Raw genomic sequence first — 24,089 nt, forward strand, 5'->3', positions numbered from 1 at the left:
CAATGAGCGCCCGCACCCACGCACGCAAGGATGCGTCGTCGGAAGCGATCCAGGCGCCGCGCTTGCGCACCTTGCTGCTGACCGACCTGTGCGACTCGACCGCGCTGGTCGAGCGTATCGGTGACAACGCCGCCGCCGCGCTGTTTCGCGAGCACGACCGGCTGGTGGTCAAACTGCAGCAGCAATGGCGTGGCCGGCTGATTGACCGCTCGGACGGATTGCTGCTGTTGTTCGACCGCCCCATCGACGGCCTGGGCTTTGCACTGGATTACGCCCGCGGTTTGAAAGCGATGGGCGATGCCCGCGCGCTGACGCTATGCGCACGGCAAGGCCTGCACGTCGGCGAGGTGCTGACCTGGCGCAACAGCGACGAAGCGGTCAGCATCGGTGCCAAGCCGCTGGAAGTCGAAGGCCTGGCCAAGCCCACCGCCGCGCGCCTGATGTCGATGGCGCGGCCCGGGCAGATCCTGTTGTCGGCAGTGGCCGAGTCGTTGACCCACCGCGCCGCACGTGAACTGGGCGACCGCGGCGAACGCATCCTGTGGAAATCCCACGGCCGCTGGCGCTTCAAGGGCGTACCCACGCCTATGGAGATCTATGAGGTTGGCGAAGTCGGCCTGACGCCGCTGCGCACGCCGAAGAATTCGGCAAAGGCCTGGCGCGATGTTCCGCTGTGGCGGCGGCCGGCGGCATTAGTTGCAGAGTTGGGAGTCGTCCTCGGCATCAGTCTTGCTGTCTGGCTGTTTGCGCGCCCGCAGCCGGCGCTTGCGTTCGCCGAGCGAGATTGGGTAGTTGTGGGAACAGTACGCAACCTTACCGACGACGTCATGCTGGAAAGTTCGCTGGACCAGGCTTTCCGAATAAGTCTGGAGCAGTCGCGCTACGTCAATGTGCTGAGTGAGGACAGAACGCTCAAGCTGCTGGCGCTGATGCGTAAGGACCCTTACAAGGAGCCTTTGGATCGCAAGAACGCCTCAGATGTTGCACTTCGAAGTGGCGCACGTGCGGTGTTGCTCCCTTCGGTTGGCTACGTTGGTGGACGCACGCGTTTTGTTGTGGAAGTCGTTGACCCGAAGACACAGCAGACAGTAGCAGTAAGCACTGCTTTCGGTTCCAACCCTTCTATTCTTGCTGCTGTCGACAAGGTCACCGGCGAATTAAGAAACCAACTCGGCGAAAACCGCGAGAGCATCCGTAACAATAGCCCTGCTTTGCCGGATGTAACGACTTCCAGTCTGGACGCCCTACGTGCGTACGCGCTTGGCCAAAAGCGTTATGCGGAGGGTAAATATGCCGCTGCATTGGATTTCTTCCAGAAAGCAGTAGAGATAGATCCTCACTTCGCACTGGCTTGGCTGGGCCAAGTGCGTGCTTACTTTGCCAATGTCGATTACAGAAAGGCGACCGAGACACTCAGGGTCGCTGAAAAATTCAAATCCAGGCTTCCACCGCGTGAGGCGCTTTACGTTAAGAGCTGGGGGGTACAGATTCTTGACCCGGCGCAGGCAGCCGATTCCTGGGTCCAGATGGCAGAGCTGTATCCAGACTATGCTCCTGCTCAAGCCAATGCAGCAATGGATCTATTTGTTGCAAACCGATTTACTGAGGCATTGCCTCATGCGCGTATGTCGACGCAGAGCAAGTACGATCTCTCCAGCATATCGCTCGATATGCATGGGCGTATCCTGCTTGCTCTGGGTCAATACGATCAAGCCGATCATGCAGTGGCACAAGCAGTGACTGCGGGTTGGAATGGCGCGCTGCTCCGCCAGGCCGCCGTAGCCGCCGCCAAGCGTGATTTCTTGAGTGCGCGCAGTGCGCTTGCAAAAGTGGAGACAACCAATTTTCATGCCGGCATCACCCGGGCATCTGTCGCTCTGGACGAGGGTGATCTGCGTGGCGCGATCACGCACGCCCAAGCCGGCTTGAACGCAGGCCTGGCCAAGCGAGGGACTGACCGCATCAATTACTACGTTCCCCTGGCGACTGCGTTGTTGGCGTCGGGGCAGCGCCTTAAAGCTGTAGAGGTAGCAAAAGAAGGTGCAAAGCTAGCGCTGCACGACGTAAGCAAAGACGTGCCAATCGATACCATCGACAATCTTTCCACCGCCCTGGCAGCAGCATTGGTGATGGTGCGTGCGGGAGATGCGTCGAGTGCGGCGAAGGTTCGGGAACAGGTCAGAGCAGCGCCGCTGGTCTATGCCAACCGCCTGATCGTCGAACTGGGCGCGGTAGTGGATGCCGAAATCCTGTTGGCAAATCGGAGGCCGGACGATGCATTCCGCTCGCTCGCTCCCTATCTGGATTCAGCATCCCGCTTCCAGACACGGGCCACCGCAATGCGTGCGGCACGACTAGCGCAACGCAATGAAGATGCACGCATCCAAAATGACTGGATGCGGCAGCGCCGGGGCCTGGCCTACGCAGAAATCGAGTGTGGATACTGCTTGCAGCCACTCAACGTAGTGGATCTGAAAGCCGCAGAAGCCTCCTGGATTGCGGAGGCGCAGGGCTGACCCTGCTACCGGTGTCGCGAATCCATCGAATTATTTGAGAGTCCTGTCGCCGTCATAGCCAGCATCCAGTTGGGGAACGATGTGGGATGTTCCTGACGTGAGCATGGTGTTGATTTGTGCACGGGCGCTCGCGATCACATGCTTGTCGGCAAGTTGGATGCTGCTTGCGCAATCGCGCACAAAGGCCTCAAGGTCGTCTTCAGGTGCGGCGGTGTGTCCGACCTGCTGTAACGCTGTCATGGTGTTTGAGACGAATAACGCGCGAAAGGTGTCGTCTGTGGAGAGCAGGTCGATCAATTTGCTTGCAACCGCAGGATCAAGCTTCAGCGTCGGCATCTTTGAATTCTTCAAGTGGGTGAAGTATCACTTAGCGGCGCTAGCGTTGTCGGCTTGAGGACTATCATGCAACAGACTCAAGTTTGGGCTGCTGGGAGACGCTATAGCTACCTCAGGTACACCTGCGTGAGGTGCACTTCATTTCGCTGGAGAAGCTGATGCGGATCAGACGTTGTGCAGTTGTCCTGCTGGAGCCACGGGAAACCGTGTTCTATACGTTGGACAGTCTTTTGCAGGGTGGCAATGGGCTACAGCATGTCATGGAGTGGTTTGCGCTAGCGCCCCATCTCGATGCACCAGTAGCAGTGACGGAAGATCAGCGCCGGTTATTGGGTGAACTTAGTCCTTCGCATTGGACGGACCGATCGCATTTTGACCAGGAAACACTGGAGGGGTTGATTGACCAAGGCCTGGTGCTGGATGAGCGAGCACCAGATGCGTCCTTTGCCCAAAACGATGAACGCCTCAGGGAATCGCATTGGCATCCGCTCGCGGCCGTGCTGCATGCTTTTACGCGTTGGGATGGTGTGGATGCGGTCAAGAACACACGGGACTCTGGAACCGAAACGGCTGTGGCGATGCGTCGTGTCCTCGGCCCCGCACCTCCGGAGGTTCAACGGACCGTTGATAACGAAGCATTGATCGGCTTGCCATCGATGCCCCGGAACGATTTCGACGACTTGCTAGGTCGCCGGGTCACATGCCGTAATTTTGACCGGAACAAAGCAGTTCCCTTTCAGATGTTCTCCCACATGCTGCAGCGGGTTTTTGCCGCACAGGCTCAGGTGAAGGTCGGCGACGATCTGGTCTTTTTGAAAAAAAATGTCCCATCCGGCGGCGGTTTGCATCCGATCGAGGCGTATATCCTGGTCAGGTGTGTGGAAGGGTTGCCGGCAGGCGTTTATCACTATCGTGCAGATGTTCACGCGCTCGAGCTTGTAGCAGGGGTTGAATGCTCGGATGATTTCGTCATGCAGGCTGTCGGGCAGCAGCACTGGTTTGCAGATGCACACGTACTGATTGCGCTGGTTCCGCGTTTCGATAGGACCTTCTGGAAATACCGGCAACACGCCAAAGGTTATCGTGTGGTCGCATTGGAGGCTGGTCACCTCTCGCAGACCCTCTACCTTGCGGCCACCGATCTTGGCCTGGGTGCATTCATCACCGGCGCTGTCAACGAGAAACATCTCGAACGCGCGTTGGGACTGGACCCGGTATCGCAAGGTGTTTTAGCTGTCTGTGGCTTTGGTTGGCGCGCACAGACCATGGTCACTACAGAGCTGGATCCAGCTGGTGCGATCTGGACTGGAGCAAGCGATTCCGATCAACTCAATCAGCAGTAGCTCCGTGTAGGAACACACACGCTATTGAACCAGCCGTCTTATTTTGATTGAAGAGCTTTCAAGTCAAAGACCGGCGGCCAATCCGCCGGTCCCGACAATACGTGCAGATGCAATGTGACGCCAACGCATCTTCGGCGGATGGCGCAATGACTGCGCACTTACCGCCGAATCGCCTGCGTATGTGTCTTCAACGCATCGCTCAGACCGTTCACCTTGTCGGCGCCTTCCGGCACGGTGATGCTGGAGCCGGACAGGTCGTCGCCGATCGGTTGCACGCGGCCGCCCAGGCATTGGCCCAGGAACCCTTCGGTCACCGCGTTGAAGGCCTTGCTGTTTTCCGGGCGGCGGAAGCCGTGGCCTTCGTCGGGGAACAGCACGTAGGTGACCGGAATGTTCTTGGCCTTCATCGCGTTGACGATCTGGTCGCTCTCGGCCTGCTTGACGCGCGGGTCGTTGGCACCCTGGCCGATCAGCAGCGGCTTGCTGATCTTGCCGACATGGCTGAGCGGGGAGCGCTCGGTCAGCCACTGCTTGCCGGCCTCGGTGGCCGGGTCGCCCATGCGTTTGGTCAGCTGCTTGTAGAAGCTGGCCCAGTACGGTGGCACGGTGCCAAGCAAGGTGTTGAGGTTGGCCGGGCCGACGATGTCCACGCCGCACTTGAACGCGTCCGGGGTGAAGGTCAGGCCGACCAGCGTGGCGTAGCCGCCGTAGCTGCCGCCCATGATCGCCACGTCCTCGGGCCTGGTCACGCCTTGCTTGACCGCCCATTGCACGGCGTCGAGCAGGTCATCGTGCATCTTGCCGGCCCACTCGCCGTTGCCGGCATTGGTGAATGCCTTGCCGAAGCCGGTGGAGCCACGGAAATTCACCGCCAGCACCGCATAACCGCGATTGGCCAGCCACTGCTCATACGGCCCGTAGCCGTAGCTGTCGCGCGCCCACGGGCCACCATGCACGAACAGCACCAGCGGCACCGGCTTGTCGGCCTTGCCATCGTGATTGGCGTCTGCCTCGGCGGGCAGGGTGAGATAGCTGACCAGCTTGAGGCCGTCGCGCGCGGTCAGTTCCTGCGGCCACATCGGGACCAGCGGTTTGCCGTCGAGCGCGGGGCGGGCGGAGAACAATTTGGTCAGCTTGCCGCCGTCTGCACGGTCGTAGCGGTAGTAGCTCAGCGGTGTCTCTGCCGCCGAATACCCCACGATCCAGATGCGATCGTCGAGGGTGCGTGCGGCAACGCTGGCATCACCGCTGCCGAGTGACTTGAGCTTTTGCAGGTCGGCGGCAATGCCGTTGTCCAGCGCCTTCCATTCCTCGCGCAGATAGTCGGTGGACACGGCCTGCACCACGCCGGTCCTGGGGTCGTTCAAGGTGGCGCCGACATCGGTGCGCGGGTTTTCGAACAGCAGCGTGCGCGCATTGCTGGCGGTGTCGATGGCATACAGCGCCGCGGTGTCGCGATTGCGCGAATCCTGCATGTACAGCGTCTTGCCGTCGTCGGTCAGTCCGTCGGGCGAAGTGTTGCTGACATCCTCGAACGGGATGCGGTCCACGCGCTTCCAGCGCTTGCCGTCCGGCACCAGCAGCTCTCTGCCGGCATCGTCGGTGGCGCGCGTGGCGTAGCGCAGCTGGTAGTTGCCATCGAGCAGATAGGAATCCAGGCTGTCGGTGTTCTGCTGCACCAGGCTGCGCTTGCCCGAGGCCAGGTCCACCCGATACAGGTCATGCCATTTGGGATCGCGGTCGTTCATGCCGACCATGATCGACTCGGGGTGCTGCGCGCTGACGCGATACACCTCGGCGTTGGTCTTCTTGAACGGGGTGAGGTCCTTGCTGCTGCCATCGCTCAGATTCACCGAGAACAGATGGAAGTCTTCGTCGCCGCCGTTGTCGCGCAGGTACAGCAGCGTGTTGGGTTGATAGGTCCAGAAATAAGTGCGGATGCCGCGTGCGGTGTCCTTGGTGATCGCGCGCGCCTGATCCGGTGCATCCACCGGGGCGACCCAGACATTGAGCACGCCCTCCAGCGGCGCGACCCAGCTGAGGTATTTGCCGTCCGGGCTGATGCTCACGTTCGCCCGTTCCGGGTTGCCGAACAGCGCATCGCGGGTGATCAGTTCGGGTGGCGCCGCAGGTGCTTGCGCAGCGGCCGGGACTGGCGTGGCAGCCTTGTCGGTGGTGGGCGCGGCGTTGTCGCTGCAGGCAGACAGCGCGAGCAGCATGCTGGAAACAAGAAGCAGGCGTTGCATGGACGTCTCCGGTCTGGGGCGCGGCCACTCCAGCCGCTTTCCCCACGCTAGGGCCAAGGCCGGCCGTTGCGGACGTGCCGTTGGTCACGCCGGCAGGTGCCGCTACGCAGACGCGGACACAAATTCCACCAACGCGACACCCTCGGCGACCAGCTCGCCCTCGGCCACCAGGTAGGCCGCCACGGTGCCGTCGCCGGGCGCGTGCAAGGTGTGCTCCATCTTCATCGCTTCCAGCACCACCAGGGCCTGCCCGCGGGTGACCGATTGCCCCACCGGGGCGACCAGCGACACGATGCGGCCCGGCATCGGTGCGGTCAGGCCACCAGTGTCGTGCGCGGGCTGATCTGCTTCGGCCAGCGTGTCATGGTGGCGGAAGGTCGCCCGCTGCGTGGCATCGCGCAATGTCAGGGTGTCGCCGTCGCGCAGGACCTGCATGCGCCATTGCCGGCCATCCATTTCCACGCGCAGCGCATCGCCCTGCTGGTGGTAGCGCAGCGTGTGGGTATCGCCTGCAGTCGTGACCTGCCAGCCATCGCCAAGCGGGCGCACGCCGAACTGGCGGCGCTCGCCCGCGGCCTCCAGCGTCATGCTGCGCGCCGCATGCGCGCCGATGCGCCAGCCATCGGTGTGCTGCCATGGCGAAAACGGGTCGGCCGGATCGGCAGCGGCCTTCGGCAACGCGTCGGCAATCAACGCCGCCGCCAGGCACCACCAGGCATTGGCCGGACTGACCGCCTCGGGAAACAACACGGCCTGCTCGCGTTCGATCAGCGCGGTATCCAGATCGGCAGACGCAAACGACGCGGTGCCGATCAGGCGCGCAAGGAACGCGCTGTTGGTGGTGACGCCCACCGCATGGAATTGCGCCAGCGCCTCGCGCATGCGTGCCAGTGCAGCGGGGCGATCCACATCCCATACGATCAGCTTGGCGATCATCGGGTCGTAGTAGGGGCTGATGCTGTCGCCTTGATCCACCCCGGCATCGATGCGTACATGCGCACCGGCTGCGGGAAACTGCAGCTGCCGCAGCGTGCCGGTCGACGGCAGAAAGCCGCGGTCGGCATCTTCGGCATACAGGCGCGCTTCCAGCGCGTGGCCATGGATGCGCAGGTCCTGCTGACGCAGCGGCAACGGCTCGCCTGCGGCGACACGCACTTGCCACTCGACCAGATCGGTGCCGGTGATCAACTCGGTCACCGGGTGCTCGACCTGCAGCCGGGTGTTCATTTCCATGAAATAGAAATCGCCATCCGGGCCGGCGATGAACTCCACCGTGCCGGCGCCGACATAACCCACGGCCCGCGCAGCATCCACGGCGGCCTTGCCCATGGCGGCGCGGCGTTGTTCGCTCATGCCGGGAGCAGGCGCTTCTTCCAGCACTTTCTGATGCCGGCGCTGCACCGAGCAATCGCGTTCGAACAGGTAGACGACCTCGCCCCGGGTATCGCCAAACACCTGGATCTCAATATGGCGCGGCCGCTCGACGTATTTTTCCACCAGCACCTGCGCATTGCCAAAAGCCGATTGCGCCTCGCGCTGGCAGCTGGCCAATGCTTCTTCGAATGCCGCGCTGGTATCCACCCGGCGCATGCCCTTGCCGCCACCGCCGGCGCTGGCCTTGATCAGCACCGGATAGCCGATCGCATCGGCCTGCGCGCGCAGGAACGCCGGTGCCTGTTCGTCGCCGTGGTAGCCCGGCGTCAGCGGCACGCCGGCGCGTTGCATCAGCGCCTTGGCCGCACTCTTGTCGCCCATCGCGCGGATAGCTGCCGCCGGCGGGCCGATGAACACGATGCCGGCCTGCGCGCAGGCATCGGCAAACGCCGCGTTTTCCGACAGGAAGCCGTAGCCGGGATGGATCGCCTGCGCACCGCTTGCGCGTGCCGCCTCCAGGATCGCATCGCCACGCAGATAACTCTGCTGCGCCGGTGCGGCGCCGAGATGGATCGCCTCATCGGCCAGCCGCACATGCCGCGCATCGCGATCGGCATCCGAATACACCGCCACGGTCGCGATGCCGAGCTTGCGACAGGTGGCGATGACCCGGCACGCGATCTCGCCACGATTGGCAATCAGGATCTTGTCGAAATAGGGCGGTCTTGCTGCGGTAGTGAGTTCGCGCTGGGTCATGACGAAGTTCTCTGCACGCCGCCATGCTGGCGGGCACTGCGATGGAAAGACGGTTGCATGGATTGCGCGGCACGCCGTGCGATGGCAGCTGACGCCGCTGCGCCCCAGCGCGATGCGCTGCTCGATGCAGACAACGCGCCCGGCCTCATGCAATGCTCCAGACGACACGCAACACCTTGCTTGCAGGTGCGTGTGCACCGCAAGACAGCCAAGAGCAACACCTGCAAACGGGCATCACCACCTCACATCCGGAACACGCCAAAGCGTGTTGTCTCGATCGGTGCATTCAATGCGGCCGACAGTCCCAGCCCCAGCACGCGACGGGTATCGGCCGGGTCGATAATGCCGTCGTCCCACAGGCGTGCACTGGCGTAGTACGGATGCCCCTGCTGCTCGAACTGCGCACGGATCGGCGCCTTGAACGCAGCTTCCTCTTCGCCCGACCAGGCGCCACCCTTGGCTTCGACCCCGTCGCGGCGCACGGTGGCCAAGACGCTGGCGGCCTGCTCGCCGCCCATCACGCCGATGCGCGCATTCGGCCACATCCACAGGAAGTTCGGCGAGTACGCGCGACCGCACATGCCGTAGTTGCCGGCGCCGAACGAGCCGCCGATTACCACGGTGAACTTGGGCACCTTGGCGCAGGCCACCGCCATCACCAGCTTGGCACCGTCCTTGGCGATGCCGCCATGTTCGTATTTGCGCCCGACCATGAAGCCGGTGATGTTCTGCAGGAACACCAGCGGAATGCCACGCTGCGTACACAGTTCGATGAAGTGCGCGCCCTTGAGCGCGGACTCGGAGAACAGGATGCCGTTGTTGGCGATGATGCCCACCGGGTAGCCGTGCAGGTATGCAAAGCCGGTGACCAGGGTGCTGCCGTAGCGCGGCTTGAATTCGTCCAGCTGCGAGTCGTCGACGATGCGAGCGATCACTTCGCGCACATCGAAGGGCTTGCGCGTATCGGCGGGAATCACGCCATACAGTTCGTCGGCAGCGTAGCGCGGCGGCAGCGGTGCCTGCAGCGCCAGCGATGCAGGCGGCTTGCGCCAGCTGAGCCGCGCGATGATGGCGCGCACGCGCGCCAGGGCCTGCAGGTCGTTTTCGGCGAAGTGGTCGGCCACGCCGGAGATGCGCGTGTGCACATCGGCACCGCCTAGCTCTTCGGCACTGACTTCTTCGCCGGTGGCCGCCTTGACCAGTGGTGGGCCGCCGAGAAAGATCGTGCCCTGCTCGCGCACGATCACCGTTTCATCGCTCATCGCCGGCACGTAGGCACCGCCGGCGGTGCACGAGCCCATGACGCAGGCGATCTGCGGGATGCCGTTGGCCGAGAGGTTGGCCTGGTTGTAGAAGATGCGCCCGAAGTGATCGCGGTCGGGAAACACTTCATCCTGCAGCGGCAGGAACGCGCCGCCGGAATCGACCAGGTAGATGCACGGCAAGCGGTTCTGCTGCGCGATTTCCTGCGCGCGCAGATGCTTCTTCACCGTCATCGGGTAATAGGTGCCGCCCTTGACGGTGGCATCGTTGGCCACGATCACGCATTCCACCCCGGACACACGCCCGATGCCGGCCACCACACCGGCGCATGGCACCTGATCGTCGTACATGCCGTGCGCGGCCAACGGCGCGATTTCCAGCAAGGCGCTGCCCGGATCCAGCAAGGCATCGATGCGCTCGCGCACCAGCAACTTGCCGCGTGCGCTGTGCTTGGCACGCGCAGCCTCGCTGCCGCCCAACGCGGTCTGCGCCAGCGTGCGGCGCAGATCCTCGACCACGGTGCGCATCGCAGCAGCGTTTTGTTGGAAGCTCTCGCCGCTGACCTGCAGCTGGCTGGTGATCACGCTCATGGTGGCTCCGTCAGGCGGTGCGTTCGAACAGCTCGCGGCCGATCAGCATGCGTCGGATCTCCGAGGTGCCCGCGCCGATTTCGTACAGCTTGGCATCGCGCCACAGGCGCCCGGTGGGGTAGTCGTTGATGTAGCCGTTGCCGCCCAGCACCTGGATCGCCTGGCCGGTGAGCCAGGTGGCTTTCTCGGCGGCGTAGAGAATCGCGCCGGCCGCATCCTGGCGCGTGGTCAGCCCGGCATCGCAGGCGCGCGCCACCGCATACACATACGCGCGGCAGGCGTTGAGCCCGACGTACATGTCGGCCAGTTTGGCCTGCATCAACTGGAAGGTGCCGATTGGCGCGCCGAACTGCTTGCGCTCGTGCACGTACGGCAGCACCACGTCCATCGCCGCGGCCATCAAGCCCAACGGGCCGCCGGCCAGCACCACACGTTCGAAATCCAGCCCGGACATCAGCACGCGCACGCCACCGTTGAGCGTGCCCAGCACGTTCTCGGCCGGCACTTCGCAGTCGGTGAACACCAGCTCGCAGGTGTTGGAGCCGCGCATGCCCAGCTTGTCGAGCTTCTGCGCGGTGGAGAATCCCGGCATGCCCTTCTCGACGATGAAGGCGGTGATGCCGCGTGCGCCGGCATCGGGGTCGGTCTTGGCGTACACCACCAGCACATCGGCGTCCGGGCCGTTGGTGATCCACATCTTGCTGCCGTTGAGCACATAGCGGTCGCCGCGTGCATCGGCGCGCAGCTTCATCGACACCACATCCGAGCCGGAGCCGGCCTCGCTCATCGCCAACGCGCCGACATGCTCGCCGGTGCACAGCCTGGGCAGGTAACGCTGCTTCTGTTCCGGCGTGGCGTTCTTGCGCAGCTGGTTGAGGCACAGGTTGGAATGCGCGCCGTACGACAGGCCGATGGCCCCGCCGGCCCGCGAGATCTCTTCCATCGCCACCACATGCGCCAGGTAGCCCATGCCGCTGCCGCCGTACTCTTCTTCCACGGTCAGCCCGAGCAGGCCTTGCTCGCCGAACAGGCGCCACAGCTGGGCAGGGAAGACATTGTCCTGGTCGGCCGTAGCGGCGAGCGGGGCAATATGGTGGCTGGCGAAGGCTGCCACGCTTTCGCGCAGCAGATCGATGTCTTCGCCAAGCGCAAAATTCAGGGACGGCACGTGCATGGAGCGACTCCGCAGGGATCGGGATGTGCCGGGTGGGAGCGGGCAGGCCGCACGGCGTTCGTGCGCAGCCTAGCGGTCCGCAATGAAAAAGTGAACTAAAATTCAACTATTGAACCCAGAATCACACCATGGCTTATCGACGCTCCGCCCTGATGGAAGAACGCCTGGCCGGCAATCGCGAACGCATCCTGCACGCGGCCCGGGCCCTGATCGCCGAAGGCGGCTACCGCAATGCGCCGGTGACCGCCGTCGCCGCTGCCGCCGGCGTGTCTACCGGGCAGATTTACCGGCACTTCCCGTCCAAGGCCGAGCTTTTCGTGGAAGTTCTCAATGCGGCAGTGCAGCGCGAGATGACCATCCTGCGCGCCATCACCACCACCCAGGCCAGTGCTGCCGAGCGCCTGCGCAATGCGATCGCCACCTTTGTGCGGCGCGCGCTGGCCGGCCCGGCGTTGGCGTACGCCTTCATCGCCGAGCCGGTGGAAAGCGAGGTGGATGCCGAGCGCATCCGTGGCCGGCGCCTGTTCGGCGAGGTGTTCCGTCAGTTGCTTGCCGAAGGCGTGGCGGCTGGCGAGTTTCCGCCGCAGTCGCTTGACGCGGCGGCGGCCTGCATTGTCGGCGCCTTCACCGAGGCGCTGGTGGGACCCATCGCCCCCAGTCGCGGCGACCCGCAGCAGGGCGAGCAATTGGTCGAGGCGATCTGCGGGTTCTGCCTGCGCGCGGTGGGAGCGCACCAGCCGAAGGGCTGACAGTGCACTGACTGAGCGTCCAGCTGGGCTGTATGGATGTTGCTGACTGTGCATATACTGTGCACTCGTCCTGCTGGAGTCGTGCGATGGTCGCCGTTCTCAATCCCCTGGCCCTGACCGAACGCCTGCGCGTGCCGGATCGCACCATCCTGTCGCCCTCGGCCATGGCTGGCCTGCTGGATCTGTCGCAGCAGGAGCTGGCCGAGCTGGCCGGTGTGCATCGCAACAGCCTGCGCGTGCATCCGGAAAGCCCGCGCGTGCAGGACCTGCTACGCAACCTGTCGCGCCTGCTGGTGGCGATGACGCAGCTCCAGCCGGACGAACGCCAGGTGGTGTTCCACCTCAAGAACACCCCGATTCCCGCGTTCGAATTCGCCACCTTGCTGGAAGTGGTCAAACAGGGCCGTACCGACGATGCGTTGACCTATCTGCGCACCGTCGCCTCGGGGGCCGCCGGTTGAAGCTGAGCGCCCCGGCGCACTGCACGCTGTATCGCGCCTTCACTCCGCGCTGGGCCGCCGAACCGCTGAGCGGCGCCGGTGCGGCACGCTCGGGCGGGCGCTTCAATCGTTTCGGGCAGCCGGCGCTGTATCTATCGCTGCAGCTGGAAACCGCTGCCGCCGAATACGCGCAGGCCGCGCTGTTCCTGCCGCCATTGACCCTGGTCAGTTACGCCGCCGAGCTGCCGGCATTGGCCGATCTGCGCCTGCTCGATGCAAGCTGGGATCCACTCTGGGCCGATTGGACCGAGGACTGGCGCAAGGCCCTGGTCAACAAGATCGAACCGGTGAGCTGGGTGCTCGGCGACATGCTGCGCGAGGCGGAGATACCGGGCGTAATCTTTCCCAGCATGGCGTTGCCGGAGGGCATCAACGTGGTGCTGTTTCTGGACATGCTGCAGCCCGAACAGGTATTGCGCGTGCTCGACGATGGCCGCCTGCCGCGCGACGGGCGTAGCTGGGGCGATCCGCCGATCGAGGCGTAGCGAGGTCCTTTAACCCAGCAACAGCTGCAGCGCACCCGCCAGCACCGGCGCGGCCACAGCCGTGGGCAGAATCAACCCACGCCGATACGGCAGCAGCCACAGCGACAGCAGCGCGGCAGCGCCGGTCAATGTGCCCAGCCACAACACCGGGCCGATGCCCCAGCCTTGCGCGTGTACCGCCAGGCCGAAGGTGAGCAGCAACAGCAGCCAACCCAGCACGCGCAGTTGCCTTGAACGCGCGGCGCCCAGCGTACGGCCACGCACTTCCTGCTGATGCTTGTCCATCGCCAGGCACAGCGCGGCGAATCCGGAAAAATTCAGCGCCAGCAACAGCCACACGCTCATGCGCTCTCCTGCATCGGCAGGCTGCCTTGCGCAGGCGCGGCGGCAGTGGCGCGCGCGCGTCGTGCCGATGCCGGTTGCGGCGCCTTCCAGTGTTGCAGGCGCCATCCCGCGATCCCGAGGGACACGCCAAGGAACAAGCAGACCAGATCGACCCCGGCCAGCGTCCATTGCCCGGCCGGCAACGTCACGCCCAGATGCACATCGGTGGTGATCGCATTGACCACCGGCACCAACGCGAACAAGGCCGCACCCAGATACAGCTGCCAGCTCCACATCGCGCGCCGTGGCCACACGAACGCGGCCAGCAATGCAGCGGCCCATGCGACGAAGAACAGATTGGCCTCCATCGCCGCGCGCCCCTCCAGGCCCACCGGCAACAAGCGGTTGGCCCAGAAGAAACTGGCGAAGGCGATCGGCAGGCCGGCGACCGTGCCGATGTTGAGCGCATCCACCAACCGCAGCCCGAAGCCGATGCGCCCAGCCTTCAGGTGTTTGGGGCGTTCCTTCACTGCCCACATCACCACGCCGCTGGCCACCATCAGGCAACCGAGCAAACCGGAGCCGAAGAACAGCGCGCGCATCCACGGCCCGGCAAAGTGGGCGATATGCAGGCCCACCATCACCCCACGCGTCTGGCTGGCACCGCCCGGCGGCCCGCTACGCTGCAGGCGCTGTCCAGTGATTGCATCGAACAGGATGGATGGCGCATCGGTGGAGAGATTGCCGGCGCGCTGGGTGACGCCGACCGCCGCATGCGCGTCGTTGGGAAGCGACACCGCCACGTTGCCAACCTCGCCGCCGCGCCAGTCGCTGCGCGCACGCGCCACGAATTGTTCCAGCGGCAGCATGCGCGCCGGCGTGCCGGAGGCGCCTCGCGTATCGGCGACCCGGTTGGTGGACTCTTCGTAGAAACGCATTTCGTTGTCGGGGTACTGCGCCTTGATGCCCCACGGCAGGTACATGAACATCAAGGTCACGATGCCGGTGTAGGTGATCATCGCGTGGTACGGCAACGCGGTCACCGCGCTGACATTGTGGAAATCCAGCCACGAGCGCAGGCCCTTGCCCGGGCGAAAGGTGAAGAAATCCTTGAAGATCTTCTTGTGCGTAATCACGCCGCTGATGATCGCCACCAGCATGAACATCGCGCAGAAACCGACGATATAGCGCGACCACATCACCGGCAGATAATGCAGATCGAAATGCAGCCGGTAGAAGAATTCGCCGCCCAGGGTGTCGCGTGCGGCAATCTCCTTGCCGGTGGCCGGGTCGATGATGGCGTTGCCGTACATCTCGCGGCGGCTGGCCGGTTTGCCATCGGCTGGCGCAGGGTTTTGCCAGTACATGCTGACTACCGGATTGCGCGTGTCCGGCAAGGTGATGTTCCAGCTCTGCGCATCGGCTGCATGCGTCTGCAGATACTGCTCGGCACTACGCAGCGCGGTTGCGTTGCTCACCGTGGTGGTGGGCAATTCCGGGCGCATCCAGCGGCTGATTTCGTCGCGGTAATAACTGGCCGTGCCGCCCATGAAGATCAACAGCAGCACCCAGCCGACCAGCAGACCGGTCCAGGTATGCAGCCACGCCATCGACTGGCGGAATCCCTGCTTCATGCCACGCCCCGTTGCAGCCATGCGGCCAGTGCGAACATCAGCGCCGCCGGCACCGCGATGCCGGCCCAGGCGCGCCACACGCTGGCGGTGGCGAAGGCCCATAGCGGCGCGCAGGCGCACACCACGATGCCGACCAGCATGCTGGTCAACACCGCCTCGCTGCGTGGCATCGGCAGGACCAGCGCCAGCAGCAGATTGGTGGCGCTGGCGAGTGCATAGCCGCCAAACATCGCCGCCAGCGTGCGCCCAAGCACGCCCAGCCAGGGGCGCCTGAACCAGGGAAGCGGCAGGGACGGTGCGGTGGACATCGGATCAGCCAGGCGTGTGGCCGACTTACTCGGCCAGGAAGGTCAACGTGCTGATGTGATGGATCATCGACACCTGCTTGCCGGCGATCTCACGCTTCACCGGCTCCTTGTTGGTGGCGACCAGGATGTGCCGGCCGGCGCGCAGCTTGGGCAGGGTCACCTGGCCCTTGGCGTCGGAGGTCAGCGTCTTCTGCCACTTCTGCGGGTCGATCACCGTCACCTCGACCTTGGGCAGCGGCTTGTTGCGATAGAGCACGGTCAGCGTGTTGCTGTTGGCGGCGGTGGGCACCAGTTCGAAATCGAGCTTGGCCGAGGGCGTGGCGCGCCCGGCACGTGCGTAATAGCTCACGGTCTCGAAGCCGCCGGCCTCGCCCTTCCACGGCTCGAACACGCTGTCGTCGCTCAGCCAGGCATCGCCGGTGCCGGACAACGGCGCGGTAAGGAACTCACTGCCGCGCTGCAGGGCGCCGGCCTTGCCGGCGCTGCCGAACACGGTCGGCTTGACCACACGCTTGATCTCGTCTTCGCCGTGATCCAGGGCCTCCTGCGCCGGCTCGCCGAAGTAGATGCGCACCGGGCCGCTGCCGTCGCGCTCGATCCAGATCTCGTGGGCCCGGGCAGACAGACTGATGCTGGCCAAGGCCAGGCAGGACAGCAGGAAGGACTTCATCGCGGCGACTCCTCGTAAGCGGGACCGGGCGAGGCGAGAACCGCGTCACCGTGGATTGATGGGAATGATACGCAATTCCCTCAAGCGAGACCAACGTCCCATGCGGCATTGCGGCAATTCATCGGGCTGCGCAGACCGGCGTGCCTGCAAGACCCATAGCGCGCCAGGGCGCAGCGCACACCGCTGCAATCACTGGCATGCACAGTGGCCAGACGGGTGCGAACTGTGCTCTATACTCCGGCGCTAGCAGAGGTCTTCGACCAACAGCCAGGGGTGAGCGCGTGCGGAATTACGACCTCGAGTTCCTGAAGAAATTCTCGATGGTGATCGGACTACTGGTAGTGATCACCCTGGGCCTGATTGCCCTGGCAGCCTATTTGCAACGCGCCATTCCCGACGAAGCCTCGCCCACCGCGGCCAAACGCGTGCAGCAACGCATCGCTCCGGCCGGCGCGGTCTATGCCGGCACCACTGGCGCGTCCGCACAGGCCGCAGCCCAGGCGGCAGCGCTGGCCAAGGCCGCCTCGCAGTCTGCCTACGGCGGCAGCACCGATGGCAAGACCATCTTCGACAACCTGTGCACCGCCTGCCACACCACCGGCGTGGGCAAGGCGCCGACGCTGGACCATGCGCATTGGGACGCGCGCATCGCCCAGGGCAAGGACACCTTGTACAAGCACGCGATCGAGGGCTACACCGGCCCGGATGGCGGCATCATGCCGCCCAAGGGCGGCAACCCGGCGTTGACCGAAGAACAGGTGCGGGCCACGGTCGACTGGATGCTGAGCAACCTGAAGTAAGCGCCTGAAGCAGTAGCAAGCGTTCGCAACAAGCGACTGACACAATCGGTCGGGGTGCAGCCAGGTTGCAGCGCCTGCCGTGCGCGGGTGCGTCGACTGCTCAATCGTGAGGCTTGCGCGCGCTGGAGCACGCTTTGCTTTCGTAGGGCGGCAGCCATTGCGCGAGCATTTGCACTCGCTGCACGACGTGCTTGCAAGCTGACGTCAGCCTTGGTCACCCACGCCAGTGCAATTGCTTCGGGGAATGCCCGCAACTGCCGGCACCTGCAGATCGACCACTCAACCCACGCAGCAGCTGGTCGCCACTCGCAACGTTTTGCTAGCCTGTCGCGGTTCTCGCGCGCCGCCTTCGGGGCGGCGCTTGCATGTGGTCTACGTCTTTCTGGAGTGTGTCGATGTCGCGTTGCTCGCTGGTTGTGCTCGGTGTGATCGGTCTGTTGGCGCCACTGCTGGACAGCGCCGCCGAGGGCGCGCCGCAACGTCTGTCGATCGCCGACGTGCAGGGCGAAGACACCCGTAGCCCCTATGACGGCCGTGTGGTCGACGTGGAGGGCATCGTCACCGCCGATACGCGTACCGGCCTGGCCGGGCTGTTCGTGCAGCAGCCCGGCTTCGAGCCGCGGCGCTCGCACGGTCTGTTCGTCACCGGTGCCGGCGATGCCGAAGTGGCGGTGGGTGACCGCGTGCGCGTCGTCGGTACCGTGCGCGAGGTGTCGGCAGGCGGCGAGGCGAGCCTGACCACGGTGGATGCCAGCAGCATCGAGCGACTCGCCAGCGGCCAGCCGGTGCCGGTGCGCATGCTCAGCGGGCCGCCGGCCAACTGGGAAGCGCTGGAGGGCGAGCACGTGCGCATCGCTGCGCTGACGCTCAATGGCAGCGATCGTCTGGACACCTATGGCGAGTTGATCGCCGCGTTCGGCGGGCGCTTGTGGCAGCCCAGCGAAGTGGCCGCCGCCGGCACCCCGGCCTTCGCGCAGGTGCAGGCCGACAACGCCCGTCGCCAGGTGTTGCTGGACGACGCGCGCAATGGCCGCAGCCCCAAGACGGTGGCCTATCTGCCGGTCGATCCGGTGCTGCGCAGTGGCAGCCTGCTCAAGTCGGTCGACGGCATCGTCGACCAGCGCTACGACGGCAACTACCGCATCCAGGTGCTGAGTCCGTTGACGCTGCCGGCCATGCCGACCGCGGTGGCGCCGCAGGTTGGCGGTGACCTGCGTATCGCCTCGTTCAATCTGGAGAACTTCTTCAACGGCAATGGCCGCGGCGGCGGCTTTCCGACCAAGCGCGGTGCGCGCACGCAGGAGCAGTTCCAGGCGCAGCTCACCAAGCTGGTGTCCACCATTGTGCCGTTGCACGCCGATGTGGCCGCGTTGATGGAGCTGGAAAACGACGGCAATGGCGCCGATGCAGCGGTGGCGCAACTGGTCGCCGCGCTCAACGCGGCCGACAAGGACAAGGACTGGCAGTTCGTCGACACCGGCAGCGGCCCGGGCGATGACGCGATCCGGGTCGGCATTGTTTACCGCAGTTCGCAGGTCACGCCGGTCGGCAAGCCGGCCACGCTGACCGGCGGGCCATTCGACAGCCACAGCCGGGTGCCGCTGGCGCAGGCGTTTCGCAGCACCCGCGGGGCAACCTTCGTGGTGGTCGCCAATCACTTCAAGTCCAAGGGCTGCGGCAGCGCCAGCGGCGCCGATGCCGACCAGCGCGACGGCCAGGCCTGCTGGAACGCCACCCGCACCGAATCGGCCAAGCGCCTGCACCAGTGGCTGCAGACCGACCCCACCGGCGCGCAGACCAAGCTGGCCGTATTGCTGGGCGATTTCAACGCCTACGCGATGGAAACGCCGATGCGCAGCCTTCGCGCCAGCGGCTGGCAGGACGCCTTTGCGGTGGCCAGCGTGAAGCAGCCCTACAGCTACGTCTACGATGGCATGAGCGGGCGGCTGGACCACGCCCTGCTCAGCCCGGCGATGGCCAGGCAACTGCGCGGCGCGGTGGAATGGCATATCAATGCCGATGTCATGGACGATGCCGGCTATGCCAAGCGCAACCTGCCCGGCCCGTGGCGCAGTTCCGATCACGACCCGGTGCTGCTGGGTTTTTCGCTATAACGCGCTAGCTGGCGCACGTCCCGGCGCGGCGGCGCAGCCGCAGGTTGAGCAGGTGCGTGCCGGCCAGCAGCAGGCTGCCGGTCACCGTGATCGGGGTTTCCCAGCTGCCGCCGGCAAGCCCGCTGGCGCCCAGCACCAGGCCGGCCAGGCCGAAGACCGCCAGCGCCCACACCGGCGCGGGCAGCGCATGCCGGCGATGGCTGCTCCACAGCGCGTAGCCGCTCAGCGGCACGGCAGCCGTGGCGAACACCACATGCACCCATTCGGCCTGACTCCAGGCACCCAGCAGCGGCAGTGCAGCGGCCAGCAATGGCAGCGCCAGGCAGTGCAGCAGGCACAGGCTGGATAAGGCGATGGCCGAGTTGTCCAGCACGGAAGCGGTAACGCGCATCGGGAGTGTCCTGTCGAGTTAGTGTTATATAGTAACACTTCCATTCCAGCCAGGCCCTCAGGATGTCCCTGTCCCCCAAGCGCGATTCACGCCTGCCCGTCACCGTGTTGTCCGGCTTTCTCGGCGCCGGTAAGACCACCTTGCTCAACCGCATCCTGCATAACCGCGACGGCCTGCGCGTGGCGGTGATCGTCAACGACATGAGCGAGGTCAACATCGACGCGCAGCTGCTGCGCGAGGGCGGCGCGGCCTTGCGACGCACCGAAGAGACGCTGGTGGAATTCAGCAACGGCTGCATCTGCTGCACGTTGCGCGACGATCTGCTGCAGGAAGTACGCAAGCTGGCCGAACAGAAGCGCTACGACTATCTGTTGATCGAATCGACCGGCATCGCCGAGCCGATGCCGGTGGCTGCCACCTTCGCGGTGCGCGATGCCGACGGCTTCAGCCTGGCCGACATCGCCCGGCTCGACACCATGGTGACGGTGGTGGACGGCAGCCGCTTCCTGCAGGACTTCGGCTCGGCCGCCACGCTGGCCGAACTCGGCCAGCAAGCCGGCCCGGACGATAGCCGCGGGCTGGTGCAGTTGCTGGGCGAACAGGTGGAATTCGCCGACGTGCTGGTGGTCAGCAAGTGCGATCAGATCGATGCACAGCAGCTGCAACGCCTGCGCGCGGTGTTGCGTGCGCTCAATCGCGAGGCGGCGATCGTCAACGCGGTGCATGGCGAGGTGCCGCTGCGCCAGGTGCTCGACACCGGCCGCTTCGATTTCACCCGCGCGCAGCTGGCGCCGGGCTGGATGCAGGAACTGCGCGGCCAGCACACGCCGGAGACCGAGGAATACGGCATCAGCAGCTTCGTCTATCGCGCCCGCCGGCCGTTTCACCCGCAGCGTTTTGCGCGCATGGTGCAAGGCGGGCTGCCGCAGGTGATACGCAGCAAGGGATTTTTCTGGCTGGCCAGCCGCATGGATTGGGTCGGCGAATTGTCCAGCGTGGGTGGCGCGACCCAGACCAACGCAGCGGGCTTCTGGTTTGCCGCACGCCATCGCGTGGATGCGCACGCCATCGGCGAGCCGCTGCAGACCAGCATCACGCCATTGCCGTATACCGATATCGGCTGGCAGCGTCAGCAGACGCAATGCTGGACCGCGCCGCTGCCGCAACTGCACGAGGTTGGCGATGCCAGCGAATACGCCGCGATGCAGCGGCTGTGGCACCCGCTATGGGGCGACCGTCGCCAGGAGCTGGCGGTGATCGGCGTGGACATGGATGCGCCGCGCACGCGCGCTGCGCTGGATGCCTGCCTGCTCAGCGATCACGAACTGCGCCAGGGCCCGGCGCAATGGCAACTGCTGGACGATCCGTTTCCGCACTGGCAGCGTTGATGGTGGATTGCATCACGCTGTCGACATCCGTTCGCCTGGTACCGGATGCAATCGGAAGCGGGCTTGTATCCTTCAGTGCGGCGTGCGGATGCGCCGCACTGGGCGGCGTCGCATGCCCTACCTGTGGCTGCGCGCGGCGTGCACGCGCAAGCTGCGCGGCCAGGATCTTCAGTAGTAGCCGTTGTCGATTGCCTCTTGATGGGAATCTCTTTCTTTTTCGAAAGACTGTCGACGCTGTTCGGCGGTGGTGGGGATGCCGGACATCAGGCGCGGTGCTCCCAACCTTTCCAGCTGGTCGTCCGTGCTTCTGACGATCTGTTCCAACGCAAGCATGTTCTGGTAGCCCTGCATCATGCGTTGCAGGCGCCGTATCTGGTCCTTGGGTGCGTCGCCTTGCTTCAATGACTCCAGGCGCCGCTGCGCGCGTGCGTAGTTTCTGGCCAGGGCGGCTCTGTCGACGGATTTACGCCGTGCCTTGAGCACTTCGCGCCGGTTGTGCTGCATGGCGTCCATCTGCACCATGGCCAGGCCGCTGCTCGTGGTGCGCGGTGCGCAGATGTCTTCCATCGGTGCCAGTGCGACCAGCAGTGCCTCGAGCTGACTATCGCGGACCTCGTTGCGCCATGCGATCAGGGCTGCACGTGTCTTGAGCAGGTGTTGCTCCTGCGGAGTTGCCTCGCGGTCCTCCATGAACAGCTGCTTTTGAATATCGCTGCACTGCCTGGTGATCTCTTCCAGTTGCAGATCCAGGCGGCGCAACGAGGGCTGCCGTCCGGGCTGGGGACGTGGGAAGGGCAGCGACGATTGCGCGGGCGTGATCGGCGCCGAGGGCGATGCCGGCTTGCCGTGCTGCGGCGGCTGGCCCTCGTCACGGCGCATTCTTTCGGGAATGGGCGGTTGCATTCTCGGATCGACGGGGCGTTGCGGCCCGTGCAGTTGCTGCGCAGGCGCTGGCTTGAGCGGAACCGACATCGACTGTCTTGTGGGCGGGGTCTGTTGCAGTTGCGGTCGCTGCGCCCGCTCATGATCCGCTGTGTTGGGCACCGGTGGCTGCCGACGCTGATCGACGCGGGCCTGCGTTCCGTGCAGTTGCCGCGTGCGACCGGGCGTCACGGCTGCCGCGTGCGCAGGTGGGCTTTCCACTGTTTCAAGCGTTGGAGAAGAGCCCATGCACGTCAACGGCAACTGCTTGCGTAACGAGGCCAGCGATTTACGCGCCGAGGCGAGCATGCCGCGATGGGATTTCGACGCGCCCTGTGCTGTTGTTGACTTGGGAGCCTGAGAGAGCGGGTGCTGCGACGATGCGGCTGGAATCAACGGCGTCGTCTTGGTCGGATTGGCGCCGTGCGGTTCCGGGGCGACGCGATGACGGCTGTTAAACAACTGACTCAGGCGCATCACACACTCCCTTGGGTCGTCTGCACGCATGATAGCCAGCGCTGCATCCCCCTCAAGGCGAGTTGCGAACCGGCGTCGCGCCGGCCGAATGCCGCCATCAGCCCGAGCGCATGCCCCAGGCGATCGCTGCGATTGCCGGCGCCGCCAGCAACAGCCCCACCCAGCCGCGTCGGCCGATGCGCTCGCCAAATGCCAGCTTGCCGACGAGTGCTCCCAGGATGACCACGCCCAGGTTCATGCTGGCAAAGACGGTGGCCGGGCTATGCGGCAGCAGCTGATGGGCGCGCACGTAACACAGGATGTTGCCGAAATTGAGCGCGCCCAGGAGCACGCCGGCGAGCAGGTTGCGAAAGCTCAGGCGCGCGACACCGCCCCGGCGAACGACTTGCAGGCCAAGCATCAGCACACCTGCCAGCGCAAAGCACAGCGTCAACGACGTCAGCGACGGCGTACCGGCCTGTGCGATGTGCTTGAGCAACAGATCGATCAGGGCAAAGCCCAGCCACACGCCTGCCAGCCATGGCCAGCCGATCGAGGCCGGCGCTGAATCCGCACCGGCGGCCTGACGTGGCCGTTGCAGGATGCAGACGATGGCCAGCAGACCCAGACCCAGTCCCGCCAGCTTCCAGGCATTGACCGGTTCACCAAAGAGCGTGAACGCCGCCGCCAGCGAGAGCAGGAGCGACAGGCGTTGGGCAATGTCGGTACGGACGATGCCTGCGGTGGCGACCGCGCGTGCCAGCAGCATGAAGATCGACGGCAGCGCCACCGCCAATGCAAACAGTGCTAGCCAGGGCGTGGTCGGCGCGCGCAGCGTGTCCAGTGACGGATGCAGGGTCAGCCACGCCAGCAGCGCGGCGGTGGCGTAATTCCAGGTGATCGCCTGCGCAGCGTCCAGGCGATAGCGCGGCAGCAGCTTGAGAACCACCGACACCAGGACACTGCAAACGACGGCAAACAGCAGAAAATGCATGGGCAACGCAACGAAGTGTGCAGGCAGGGCGATGAACGCGGCCGGCGGGGCGGCTATTATGACGGTATGTCCAATCCCTTATTCCCCACTGAATCGGCCGCACTGACATTGGACGGGCCGGTCGGTCCGCTCGATGTCGCGGTCGATCTGCCCGAGCCGGACGTTGCCGTGCAACCGGTCACCGCCATCGTCTGCCACCCGCTCTCTACCGAGGGCGGCAGCATGCACAACAAGGTCGTCACCATGGCTGCGCGCGCGCTGCGCGAGTTGGGGATCACCGTGGTGCGCTTCAATTTCCGCAGTGTCGGCAACTCGGCCGGTGCGTTCGATCATGGCGATGGCGAGCAGGACGACCTGCGCGCGGTCGCTGCATGGGTGCGCAGCCAGCGCCCGGGCGACACGCTGTGGCTGGCCGGTTTCAGCTTCGGGGCGTATGTATCGCTGCGCGCCGCCGGCTCGCTCGAACCGCAGGTGCTGATCTCGATCGCGCCGCCGGCCGGGCGCTGGGATTTCAGCGACATGCAGCCGCCGGCGCAGTGGCTGGTGGTGCAGGGCGATGCCGACGAAATCGTCGACCCGCAGGCGGTGTATGACTGGCTGGAGACCCTGGAGCAGCAGCCCGAGCTGGTACGCATGCCCGACACCAGCCACTTCTTCCACCGCAAATTGATCGACCTGCGCGGTGCGATCCAGCATGGTGTCCGGCGCTGGTTGCCGGCCGCCGTCTGACCGCGGCAGGGCCCATGCGTATCGCCCG

21 protein-coding genes are annotated in these 24,089 nt (G+C 65.0%); 9 read left to right on the forward strand and 12 right to left on the reverse strand.

Annotated elements, in window-relative coordinates; translation table 11 throughout:
• The first annotated feature begins 2 nt into the window (after window positions 1-2).
• Window positions 3-2,516 (forward strand): putative peptide modification system cyclase, encoded by a 2,514-nt coding sequence (locus tag ABQY74_RS01440; RefSeq protein WP_349793049.1) that lies wholly within the window; start codon window positions 3-5, stop codon window positions 2,514-2,516.
• A 30-nt stretch (window positions 2,517-2,546) separates the two neighbouring features.
• Here ABQY74_RS01440 and ABQY74_RS01445 read toward each other — a convergent pair whose 3' ends face one another.
• The gene (locus ABQY74_RS01445) at window positions 2,547-2,852 is read right to left on the reverse strand and encodes an NHLP-related RiPP peptide (protein WP_039529008.1); all 306 of its coding nucleotides are present in this window, start codon (window positions 2,850-2,852) and stop codon (window positions 2,547-2,549) included.
• Between the two features lie 158 nt (window positions 2,853-3,010).
• Between ABQY74_RS01445 and ABQY74_RS01450 the strand changes: the two genes are divergently transcribed.
• On the forward strand, window positions 3,011-4,195 hold the full coding sequence (locus tag ABQY74_RS01450) for a putative peptide maturation dehydrogenase (protein WP_102253218.1): 1,185 nt from the start codon (window positions 3,011-3,013) through the stop codon (window positions 4,193-4,195).
• Window positions 4,196-4,353: 158 nt separating this feature from the next.
• On the opposite strand, the gene ABQY74_RS01455 is transcribed toward ABQY74_RS01450, so the two are convergent.
• The 4 genes from ABQY74_RS01455 to ABQY74_RS01470 form a co-directional block, all read right to left on the reverse strand.
• On the reverse strand, window positions 4,354-6,441 hold the full coding sequence (locus ABQY74_RS01455; RefSeq protein ID WP_349793052.1) for a S9 family peptidase: 2,088 nt from the start codon (window positions 6,439-6,441) through the stop codon (window positions 4,354-4,356).
• Window positions 6,442-6,543: 102 nt separating this feature from the next.
• On the reverse strand, window positions 6,544-8,571 hold the full coding sequence (locus tag ABQY74_RS01460; RefSeq protein ID WP_349793054.1) for an acetyl/propionyl/methylcrotonyl-CoA carboxylase subunit alpha: 2,028 nt from the start codon (window positions 8,569-8,571) through the stop codon (window positions 6,544-6,546).
• 242 nt (window positions 8,572-8,813) lie between these two features.
• Window positions 8,814-10,424 (reverse strand): carboxyl transferase domain-containing protein, encoded by a 1,611-nt coding sequence (locus ABQY74_RS01465; RefSeq protein ID WP_349793056.1) that lies wholly within the window; start codon window positions 10,422-10,424, stop codon window positions 8,814-8,816.
• A gap of 10 nt (window positions 10,425-10,434) precedes the next feature.
• Complete coding sequence (locus tag ABQY74_RS01470; protein ID WP_016902048.1) at window positions 10,435-11,598, reverse strand: isovaleryl-CoA dehydrogenase; 1,164 nt, start codon at window positions 11,596-11,598, stop codon at window positions 10,435-10,437.
• Between the two features lie 128 nt (window positions 11,599-11,726).
• On the opposite strand from ABQY74_RS01470, the gene ABQY74_RS01475 reads away from it, so the two are divergent.
• From ABQY74_RS01475 to ABQY74_RS01485, 3 genes are all read left to right on the forward strand, one after another.
• Window positions 11,727-12,347: a TetR/AcrR family transcriptional regulator gene (locus tag ABQY74_RS01475; protein WP_039528997.1), complete on the forward strand. Its 621-nt coding sequence runs from the start codon at window positions 11,727-11,729 to the stop codon at window positions 12,345-12,347.
• An 86-nt stretch (window positions 12,348-12,433) separates the two neighbouring features.
• The gene (locus ABQY74_RS01480) at window positions 12,434-12,808 is read left to right on the forward strand and encodes a hypothetical protein (protein ID WP_016902050.1); all 375 of its coding nucleotides are present in this window, start codon (window positions 12,434-12,436) and stop codon (window positions 12,806-12,808) included.
• Window positions 12,805-13,332: an RES family NAD+ phosphorylase gene (locus ABQY74_RS01485; RefSeq protein WP_039517622.1), complete on the forward strand. Its 528-nt coding sequence runs from the start codon at window positions 12,805-12,807 to the stop codon at window positions 13,330-13,332. The genes ABQY74_RS01480 and ABQY74_RS01485 overlap by 4 nt, the downstream gene beginning before the upstream one ends.
• Before the next feature lie 9 nt (window positions 13,333-13,341).
• Here ABQY74_RS01485 and ABQY74_RS01490 read toward each other — a convergent pair whose 3' ends face one another.
• The 4 genes from ABQY74_RS01490 to ABQY74_RS01505 are packed head-to-tail and all read right to left on the reverse strand — an operon-like array spanning window position 13,342 to window position 16,268.
• Window positions 13,342-13,677 carry a DUF3325 domain-containing protein gene (locus ABQY74_RS01490; protein ID WP_016902052.1) on the reverse strand — a complete coding sequence of 112 codons (336 nt, stop codon included), beginning with the start codon at window positions 13,675-13,677 and terminating at the stop codon, window positions 13,342-13,344.
• Entirely contained in the window at window positions 13,674-15,290 is a 1,617-nt protein-coding gene (locus ABQY74_RS01495) for a PepSY domain-containing protein (protein ID WP_039528995.1), read from the reverse strand. Before ABQY74_RS01495 ends, ABQY74_RS01490 begins: the two co-directional genes overlap by 4 nt.
• A complete protein-coding gene (locus ABQY74_RS01500) occupies window positions 15,287-15,598 on the reverse strand; it encodes a DUF3649 domain-containing protein (RefSeq protein WP_024939006.1) in 312 nt (103 codons plus the stop codon). The genes ABQY74_RS01495 and ABQY74_RS01500 overlap by 4 nt, the downstream gene beginning before the upstream one ends.
• A 25-nt stretch (window positions 15,599-15,623) precedes the next feature.
• On the reverse strand, window positions 15,624-16,268 hold the full coding sequence (locus ABQY74_RS01505; protein ID WP_349793060.1) for a DUF4198 domain-containing protein: 645 nt from the start codon (window positions 16,266-16,268) through the stop codon (window positions 15,624-15,626).
• Between the two features lie 281 nt (window positions 16,269-16,549).
• On the opposite strand from ABQY74_RS01505, the gene ABQY74_RS01510 reads away from it, so the two are divergent.
• Window positions 16,550-17,068, forward strand: coding sequence for a c-type cytochrome (locus ABQY74_RS01510; protein WP_349793062.1), 519 nt, complete (start codon window positions 16,550-16,552; stop codon window positions 17,066-17,068).
• A 395-nt stretch (window positions 17,069-17,463) separates the two neighbouring features.
• The gene (locus ABQY74_RS01515) at window positions 17,464-19,182 is read left to right on the forward strand and encodes an ExeM/NucH family extracellular endonuclease (protein ID WP_349793064.1); all 1,719 of its coding nucleotides are present in this window, start codon (window positions 17,464-17,466) and stop codon (window positions 19,180-19,182) included.
• Window positions 19,183-19,186: 4 nt separating this feature from the next.
• Here the strand turns inward: ABQY74_RS01515 and ABQY74_RS01520 are convergent, their stop codons facing one another.
• Window positions 19,187-19,573, reverse strand: a complete 387-nt coding sequence (locus ABQY74_RS01520; RefSeq protein WP_039517606.1) for a MerC domain-containing protein — start codon at window positions 19,571-19,573, stop codon at window positions 19,187-19,189.
• 62 nt (window positions 19,574-19,635) lie between these two features.
• On the opposite strand from ABQY74_RS01520, the gene ABQY74_RS01525 reads away from it, so the two are divergent.
• A complete protein-coding gene (locus ABQY74_RS01525) occupies window positions 19,636-20,961 on the forward strand; it encodes a GTP-binding protein (RefSeq protein ID WP_115510212.1) in 1,326 nt (441 codons plus the stop codon).
• A 168-nt stretch (window positions 20,962-21,129) separates the two neighbouring features.
• Here ABQY74_RS01525 and xopR read toward each other — a convergent pair whose 3' ends face one another.
• Together xopR and ABQY74_RS01535 are read right to left on the reverse strand one after the other, a co-directional pair.
• A complete protein-coding gene (gene xopR / locus ABQY74_RS01530; protein WP_115510614.1) occupies window positions 21,130-22,359 on the reverse strand; it encodes a type III secretion system effector protein XopR in 1,230 nt (409 codons plus the stop codon).
• 97 nt (window positions 22,360-22,456) lie between these two features.
• Window positions 22,457-23,332, reverse strand: coding sequence for an EamA family transporter (locus ABQY74_RS01535; protein ID WP_161961336.1), 876 nt, complete (start codon window positions 23,330-23,332; stop codon window positions 22,457-22,459).
• A 66-nt stretch (window positions 23,333-23,398) separates the two neighbouring features.
• Between ABQY74_RS01535 and ABQY74_RS01540 the strand changes: the two genes are divergently transcribed.
• Entirely contained in the window at window positions 23,399-24,061 is a 663-nt protein-coding gene (locus tag ABQY74_RS01540) for an alpha/beta hydrolase (RefSeq protein WP_046346164.1), read from the forward strand.
• The last annotated feature ends 28 nt before the right edge of the window (window positions 24,062-24,089 follow it).

Source organism: Xanthomonas sp. WHRI 7064, assembly GCF_040202355.2.
Classification (GTDB): domain Bacteria; phylum Pseudomonadota; class Gammaproteobacteria; order Xanthomonadales; family Xanthomonadaceae; genus Xanthomonas; species Xanthomonas arboricola.